The 7,500-nt window shown below is 72.4% G+C and carries 7 protein-coding genes and 1 pseudogene; 2 read left to right on the forward strand and 6 right to left on the reverse strand.

Translation table 11 applies throughout. From position 1 onward, the window contains the following. Positions 1-126: 126 nt before the first annotated feature. Positions 127-891 carry a hypothetical protein gene (locus C6N75_RS01465; protein WP_146132455.1) on the reverse strand — a complete coding sequence of 255 codons (765 nt, stop codon included), beginning with the start codon at positions 889-891 and terminating at the stop codon, positions 127-129. A 204-nt stretch (positions 892-1,095) separates the two neighbouring features. Here C6N75_RS01465 and C6N75_RS01470 point away from each other — a divergent pair. After that, positions 1,096-1,903 (forward strand): annotated as a pseudogene (locus C6N75_RS01470) (putative protein N(5)-glutamine methyltransferase). Here C6N75_RS01470 and C6N75_RS01475 read toward each other — a convergent pair. The 4 genes from C6N75_RS01475 to C6N75_RS01490 all read right to left on the reverse strand — a co-directional run bounded on the left by C6N75_RS01475 (position 1,896) and on the right by C6N75_RS01490 (position 5,912). After that, positions 1,896-2,258, reverse strand: a complete 363-nt coding sequence (locus C6N75_RS01475) for an LppU/SCO3897 family protein (protein WP_105867001.1) — start codon at positions 2,256-2,258, stop codon at positions 1,896-1,898. The pseudogene C6N75_RS01470 and the gene C6N75_RS01475 overlap by 8 nt on opposite strands. A 331-nt stretch (positions 2,259-2,589) precedes the next feature. After that, a complete protein-coding gene (locus tag C6N75_RS01480) occupies positions 2,590-3,513 on the reverse strand; it encodes a glycoside hydrolase family 19 protein (protein ID WP_105867002.1) in 924 nt (307 codons plus the stop codon). 190 nt (positions 3,514-3,703) lie between these two features. After that, complete coding sequence (locus C6N75_RS01485; protein ID WP_105867003.1) at positions 3,704-4,351, reverse strand: hypothetical protein; 648 nt, start codon at positions 4,349-4,351, stop codon at positions 3,704-3,706. A 277-nt stretch (positions 4,352-4,628) separates the two neighbouring features. Then, positions 4,629-5,912, reverse strand: coding sequence for an adenylosuccinate synthase (locus tag C6N75_RS01490; RefSeq protein WP_105867004.1), 1,284 nt, complete (start codon positions 5,910-5,912; stop codon positions 4,629-4,631). Between the two features lie 191 nt (positions 5,913-6,103). On the opposite strand from C6N75_RS01490, the gene C6N75_RS01495 reads away from it, so the two are divergent. Further along, positions 6,104-6,943, forward strand: a complete 840-nt coding sequence (locus C6N75_RS01495; protein ID WP_105867005.1) for a serine/threonine-protein kinase — start codon at positions 6,104-6,106, stop codon at positions 6,941-6,943. 3 nt (positions 6,944-6,946) lie between these two features. On the opposite strand, the gene C6N75_RS30370 is transcribed toward C6N75_RS01495, so the two are convergent. Next, on the reverse strand, positions 6,947-7,500 hold a 554-nt coding region (locus tag C6N75_RS30370; RefSeq protein ID WP_181160280.1), incomplete at its 5' end, for a hypothetical protein.

The following is a 7,500-nucleotide window of genomic DNA, read 5'->3' on the forward strand; positions in this document are numbered from 1 at the left end:
GGGGACCCCCTCAGGTGGGCCGGGCCTCGGGCCGGACCTAGGGCCGGGCCCCGGGCCGGCGGAGAGGGCACCCCGTGTCGACGCGGGTGCCTGAGGCGACCGGACCGGTCAGGCGCTGCGGTCGCCTCAGGGGGCGCTGCCCTGGCCGGGGCGCTCCACCTCCACGCCGAGCGCCGCCAGCCGGCCGACGATGTGCGCCCCGAGCGACTCCCGCGCCACGCGGAGCTGGCGCAGCTCGGCCTGTGCCTGTGCGAGCAGTTCCTCGGGCAGCGGGCTCCCTGCCTCGACGCACTGAGTCACGGCGTAGGTCGCGCTCGACAGGGCCTCCCCCAGGGTGGTGACGTCGACTCCGTGATCGTTTCGTCGGATGGCCTGAAGCATCGAGCCCCGGCCCATGAGCGTTCCGACCGCCCGCGAGTGCGCGAACCACAGACCGTCGTGGAGCGCTGCGTCGAACGCGTCGTTGACGGCGTTCCTGGCGGCGCGCCATTCCCGGGAGAACTCCTCGTGGTCCACGGGCCGGTCCCGCATCAACTCGCCCAGGGTGTCGTCCAGGAGCAGGTGCCAGGCGCGGGTGGTGGAGCGCATGAGTCTCAGGCGGTCCGTCACCGCGGACTGCCGGGCCCGTGTCTCGGCGGCCTCCTCCCGCTCCGCCGCCACCCGCCTGTCCGCTTCGGCGACGCGTAGGTCGAACTCCTGCTGTCGCCGCAGGAGGTCGTCCTCTCGGCGCTGCTGAGCGCGTTCCCGCTCCTCCTGCCGCAGCAGGGTCTCCCTGCGCTCCGCCGCCTGCCGCCGGTGGAGCAGCAGCGGCCCGAGCACCGCACCCCCCGCACCGACGACGGCCCCACCGACTGCCCCGATCAGCGCGTACAGCGCTGCTGCGTCCGCCATGGCAGACATGCTGCACAGGGGTGCGAGCCCGTGTAGGGTCGGCCGTGATCCGGCGCCGTCGTCGCGCCGGGGGTCGGACCGGCAGCGCACCAAGGAGGTGAGTTCCCATCAACCGCAGGTCAGAACGGGTGCTCGCCTTCTCCATTAGCTAGGGGCCGACGTCCTTACGGGAGCATCCGCAGTGCGTCCCGAGAGGCTTCCCCTTTGTCAGTTCATCCTTCGCACCGCGCCGCGCACGATCACGCGCGGGCCCGGTACGCCGCCACCGTGACCGCTCTCCGTGCGGCGGGCTGTGTGTTCGCCGAGGAGGAAGCGGCGCTGCTGATCGCGGCGGCCCGCACCCCGCAGGAGTTGCGGGAGATGGTCGAACGCCGGGCGTCCGGGCGGCCGTTGGAGCACGTCATCGGCTGGGCCGAGTTCCGGGGGCTGCGGATCGGCGTGGACGAGGGGGTGTTCGTGCCACGGCGGCGCACCGAGTTCCTGGTGGAGCGGGCCGCTGCGCTCGCCCCGGCGGCCGGGGCGGTGGTGGTCGATCTCTGCTGCGGCTCGGGTGCGCTGGGCGCGGCCCTGGCCCGCTCGCTGGACGGACCCGAGTTGCACGCGGCCGACATCGACCCGGTCGCCGCCCGCTGCGCCCGCCGCAACGTCGAGGGCCTGGGCCTGGTGCACGAGGGCGATCTGTACGGGCCGCTGCCGCAGGCGCTGCGGGGCCGGGTGGACGTGCTGCTGGCCAACGTGCCGTATGTGCCGTCCGAGGAGGTGGACCTGCTGCCGGTCGAGGCCCGGGTGCACGAGGCGCGGGTGGCGCTGGACGGCGGGCGGCAGTCTGCTGTTCGAGACCAGTGAGCGGCAGGTCCCCGCCGCCACGGCGGTCGTCACCGCCGGTGGGCTGGTGGCGTCCGTCGCGACCTGCGAGGACCTGTGGGCGACCGTGGTGGTCGGGACGCTTCCGCGCGAGGGCGCGCCCCCGGCCCCGGATGCCGGCTCGGCGGCTGCCCGACCCGCTACTTGACCGCGTTGAGGCAGAGCACGAACTTCTCGGACTCCCACTGCTGGGCGAGCGCGGCCTCGCCGACGGTGCCGCAGGAGTTGGTGTCGAAGGTGTCGTCGACGACCTTGACCACCTTGTAGTTGGCGTCCTTGTCGGAGCAGTCCTTGGTGTCGACCTCGGGGCTGTTGTCGCTCCCGGTCACCTGCACGCAGTCGCCGGCCTCGGCGTGCACCGGGGAGTTGAAGGCGTAGGAGATGCCGAACTTGACCGCGATGGCCACCACGATCAGCGCGGCCACCCGCAGGAGCTTCTTGCCCTTGCCGCCCTTCGGCTGGGCGGTGGGGGCGGCGGGGGCGGGCGGCTGCTCAACGGCCATGGGTACGTCCTCGGGTGAGATTCCGGCGGCCGAGGCGGGCCGGCGGCCGGAAGGGTTCAGATGCCCGATCCACTGATCGAACGGGCGTACGTTACTGAGCCTTGGGCGGGCCGGGTGGCCGGATCTTGCCTTTACGTCGCGCTTATACCGACCGATTGCCAAACCGTGACCCGGCGCACTCCCAACCGTGACGCAATCAGGACCGAAGGCGGCCCTCGCCTCGGCCCGGACGTGCCTTCGGCGCCGCGGGGAAGGTCACCGCGGCGCCGAAGGCCGTATCAGGTCCGGGCCTTGCGCCCGGAGTCGTCCCGGTCGCTCAGCAGCCGGTCGCTCAGCAGCTCAGGTTGGAGCCGGTGGGCACCCCGAGGATCGAGGTGAAGGACTGGTACTTGTTGATCCGGCTCTGCACGGTGGCCGGGTTCTTGCCGTCGCACTCCAGGGAGCCGTTGATGGAGCGGATGGTCTGGCCGAAGCCGGCGCTGTTGACCATGGCGTTGTGCGGGGTCATCGTGCCGGGGCCGTTCTGGGTGTTCCAGTACCAGAGGCCGGTCTTCCAGGCCACCGCCGGGTCGCGCTCGACCTTGTAGGGGTCGCGCAGCAGGTCGATGCCGAGGGCTTCGCCGGCCGCCTTGTAGTTGAAGTTCCAGCTCAACTGGATCGGACCGCGCCCGTAGTAGGCGGCCTGTCCGGCCGGGCACCCGTAGGGCTGCGAGGTGTCGCAGTAGTGCGGGTAGTTGGCCTGGTTCTGCTCCACCACGTGGACCAGTCCGCCGGTCTCGTGGCTGACGTTGGCGAGGAAGGCGGCGGCCTCCTGCTTCTTGACCGTGTCGCTGCCGGTCTTGGCGAACGCGGGGAACGCGCTGAGCGCGTCGGTCAGCCCCTTGTAGGTGTAGAAGGAGTTCCGGCTCGGGAACATCTGGTTGAACTGCGCCTCACTGACGACGAATCCGCTCGGGTCCGGGTTGGGGCCCGGCCCGGTGCCGCCGCCGCAGGCGCCCTGGTCGGCCCAGACGTCCGCGGAGCCGGGACGCTCGTTCTGCGTCCACCACTTGGCGCGCCAGTTGCGGCCGTTGTACGAGGCGGTCATGCCGCCGGTGTAGACGCTGGAAGAGTTCCAGGCGGCCACGCAGTCCGCGGCCGCGGCGCTGGGAGCGGCGGGAGCGGCGCCCGCGGTGGGCGCGAAGGCGGCGATGCCGGCGGCCGTACAGAGCCCGGTGACCAGGGCGAGCACGCGGCGGGACAGACGACGGGGCATGCGTCGGGACATGGGGGAGCCCTTCCGTGGGGTGGGGGAAGACCCGTGGGGGATGGGCTCAGCTCACCCGAATGGTCTGAACCTGTCAAGGTCTAGACCAGAAATCACCGTGCCGCCTTCCGTGCCGACAACCTGTGCAGCGAAGTGGAGTTCACGCGGCGGTGCGCCCGCGGCTCTCACGGAGGCACCCCTACCCGCCTGCCTTCCCTCCCTCGGCGACAGCCCTGACGCGGTCCACCTGGAGCCGGGCGGCCTTCTCCGTCTCCGCCCGATCGTCGAAGGCCCAACTCCGCACGAGGGCGACGACCGCGCCGACGCGCAGGACCATGCGCACGTACTCCTTCTCGACCATCCAGGCGTCCGTCGAGTCCGCCCCCGAGTCGACGTCGATCGGCTTGCGCGTGAGCCCCACCCGCTTCAGCTCGCGGTCCTCGCGCTGCCGCAAGGCGGCGACCCACCTCTCGGCACCGCGCTCGGCATGGGCGGCCGTCTCGTAGACGACAAGCTCGAACGTGAGATGCGGCGTGCGCACGTCCTGCCTGGGTTTCGCCGCGAAGCCCGAACGACCGAAGAGCGTCACGCCCTCGCAGGCCGGGTTCGCGTTGTCGCAGTACGCCGACAGGTGGCCGTCCTCGGACACCACCGGGTACCCGTGCTGCGGCTGCCAGGCCACCGCCCCGCCCACCACGGCGGGGAGTGCCCGCTCGACCTGCTCCCCGGTCAGGGAGACAGCGGCTGGTAGGGCCCTTCCCCCACCGTCCGGAGTACAGCCCGCGCCGGCCACCAGCCCGGCGACGAGCACAGCGGCCACCACGGCGTCACGCAGTCCGCGAACCATCCCTGGGCCCTCCCCCGGCCACCGTCCTGTCCGGGCTCACTCAACACCACTCCCCGGGTGCGGCCCACCCCGACGGCGTACATCGAGACGTTCTCCACGAGCGGGGCGCAGGCCTCCGGGTCGGTGGTGTCGTCCGGCGCGCGGCAGGACGGCACCGTTCGCGTCGAACGGGCCGCCGGGGCGGCGCTGCCGCCCGGCGGACGGCTTCGGCACCGGCACGAGGCCGCCTTGGTGCGCGTGACGGCGGCCGCCGGCCGCCGTCACGCGAACACTCCGCCTACAGGAAGGAGTTGATCTCGATCGTCTCCGTGCGGCCGGGGCCCACGCCGATCGCGGAGATCGGGGCGCCCGACATCTCCTCCAGCGCCTTCACGTACGCCTGCGCGTTCTTCGGCAGCTCGGCGAAGGTCTTCGCCTTGGTGATGTCCTCGGACCAGCCCGGCAGGTACTCGTAGACCGGCTTCGCGTGGTGGAAGTCGGACTGCGAGTACGGCAGCTCCTCGACGCGGCGGCCGTCGATCTCGTACGCCACGCAGACCGGGATCTGCTCCCAGCCGGTGAGCACGTCCAGCTTGGTCAGGAAGAAGTCGGTCAGGCCGTTGACACGGGTCGCGTACCGCGCGATGACCGCGTCGAACCAGCCGCAGCGCCGGTCGCGGCCGGTGGTCACGCCGCGCTCGCCGCCGATGCGGCGCAGGTCCTCGCCGTCCTGGTCGAACAGCTCCGTCGGGAACGGCCCGGCGCCCACACGGGTGGTGTACGCCTTGAGGATGCCGATCACGCGGCTGATCTTCGTCGGGCCCACGCCCGAGCCGGTGCAGGCGCCGCCGGCCGTCGGGTTGGAGGAGGTGACGAAGGGATACGTGCCGTGGTCCACGTCCAGCAGGGTGCCCTGGCCGCCCTCGAAGAGGACGACCTTCCCCGCGTCGACGGCCTCGTTGAGGATGAGGGTGGTGTCGGCGACGTAGGGGGCGAGCTTGTCCGCGTAGACGAGCATCTCCTCGACCGTGCGCTCGACCTCGATGGCGCGGCGGTTGTAGACCTTGGCGAGGAGCTGGTTCTTGCCCTCCAGCGCCGCCTCGACCTTCTGGGTGAGGATCGACTCGTCGTACAGGTCCTGGACGCGGATGCCGACGCGGTTGATCTTGTCGGCGTACGTCGGGCCGATGCCGCGCCCGGTGGTGCCGATCTTCCGCTTGCCGAGGAATCGTTCCGTCGTCTTGTCGAGCGTGACGTTGTACGGGGTGATCAGGTGGGCGTTACCGCTGATCAGGAGCTTGGTGGTGTCGATGCCGCGCTCGTTCAGCCCGCTCAGCTCGGAGAGCAGGACCGCCGGGTCGACGACGACGCCGTTGCCGATCACCGGGGTGCAACCCGGCGAGAGGATGCCGGAGGGGAGCAGGTGGAGCGCGTACTTCTGGTCACCGACGATGACCGTGTGGCCGGCGTTGTTGCCGCCCTGGTAGCGGACCACGTAGTCGACGGAGCCTCCGAGGAGGTCGGTGGCCTTCCCCTTGCCCTCGTCACCCCACTGAGCACCGAGCAGCACAAGTGCGGGCACAGGCGTACACCCCTTCCGGGCGGGGCATGTCCAAGTGGCGGGCGCGGCGGTATCCGCCGTACGTGTGTGCCGTACGGCGGTGTACGCCACAGCCCGAGCCGTCGAACCGGTGCCCCGGAATAGACGAAGCCCCTGGGCGCAATCGCGCAAAGGGGCTCTTGCACAAAGATGCTACCCGAGGAAGGACCGACGTGTCGGCTCCCGACCAGCTGCTGGTCATCATCGACCCGGTCGCGCGGCACGGCGACGGCGAGTCCGTACGCATCGCGAAGGACGTGCTGTGCGCCCGCGCGGACGTGCGGATCTGCCTTCCGGACGGGCCGGCCGAGTTCGCGCGGGCGCTGGAGCGGTGCGGTTCGCGGCGTCCGGTGGTGGTCGGCGACGACCGGGCGCTGCTGCGGGCGGTGGACAGACTGCACCGGGGGCGGGGCCTGGGCGAGGGACCGCTGTCGGTGGTGCCGGTGGGCGCGCCGGGCGCGGTGCAGCTGGCCGGCGGGCTCGGGGTGCCGCTGGGCGCGGTGGCGGCGGCACGGGCGGTGCTGGAGGGCGTGGCGCGCAGGCTGGACCTGCTGGTGGACGACAGCGGCGGGGTGGTGCTGCGCGGACTGCGCATCCCGGCCGGGACGCGGGCCCCGCTGGGCACGCCGTACGCGCCCGGTGCCCCGGGGGCGGTGTGGGACACCTGCCGTTCCCTGATGCGGACCCTGGTGGGGCCGCCGGCGTCGGCGGGGCCGGCGCGGCCGGCGCGCACCCATCGGCTGCGGGTGGAGGCGGACGGGATGCTGCTGAGCGATCTGGACGCGCCGGTGGAGGACGTCACCGTGCTGTCCCGGGACGGGGTCGCCGAGGTGGTGGTACGGCCCCGGGCGGGCGCCGCGCCGATACGGCGGGAGGCGTCCGCGGTCACCGTCTCCGGCGCGTCCTTCCGCTACCGCGCGGACACCGCGCAGGTCACCGGCCCGGTGTGGACGCGGACCTGGACGCTGCGCCGCTCGGCCTGGGCGCTGACCCTGCCGGTCCCCGCCCCGTAGGGGTCACGAGGCCGAGGGCGGCGCGGAGAGCGACAGCACGCCGCCGGTGATCTTCGTCCGTTTGCCGTCGCGCTCGCGGTACAGCGGGCCGCTGTTGCAGTAGGCAGCGGCGTCGTCCCGCTCGATGTGGCCGATGCAGTCCGGGATGACCAGCACCATCCGGGTGCGGCGGTCCAGCGGGCGGACCACCGTCGCAGGCTGGGCGCCCGCACTCACCCACCGCTCGCCGTCGAGCCGGAAGAGGGTGGCCGGGCGGTGCGGCACCTTCTTGTCGTCCTGGGCCGACCGGCTGTCGTCGCAGGTCCAGGCGGAGATGGTGGCGTACAGGTGCTGGTCGGGGCCCCACCAGAGGTCTCGTACGTCGATGCCGCCGGTGACGCCCGCGACATAGCCGGGCGGCAGCGCGGCGTCCTGGTAGCTGCCGCCCACCGTGCCGTCCGTGCCGAGGGGGTGGACGGGGAAGGGGGCGTTGCAGGCGCCGGGGTTGTTCCTGGCCGCGACGGCGATCAGTTCCCGGCCGCCGAGGGTGGCGAGCGCGGCCGGCATGTAGGCGTTGG

Origin of the sequence: Streptomyces solincola (genome assembly GCF_002982015.1) — a bacterium.
GTDB classification, from domain to species: domain Bacteria; phylum Actinomycetota; class Actinomycetes; order Streptomycetales; family Streptomycetaceae; genus Streptomyces; species Streptomyces solincola.

Excerpts from the sequence above, each read along its gene's own strand:
- C6N75_RS01475 (WP_105867001.1), bottom strand. The coding sequence starts at position 2,258 with ATGGCCGTTGAGCAGCCGCCCGCCCCCGCCGCCCCCACCGCCCAGCCG.
- C6N75_RS01480 (WP_105867002.1), bottom strand. The coding sequence starts at position 3,513 with ATGCCCCGTCGTCTGTCCCGCCGCGTGCTCGCCCTGGTCACCGGGCTC.
- C6N75_RS01485 (WP_105867003.1), bottom strand. The coding sequence starts at position 4,351 with ATGGTTCGCGGACTGCGTGACGCCGTGGTGGCCGCTGTGCTCGTCGCC.
- C6N75_RS01465 (WP_146132455.1), bottom strand. The coding sequence starts at position 891 with ATGGCGGACGCAGCAGCGCTGTACGCGCTGATCGGGGCAGTCGGTGGG.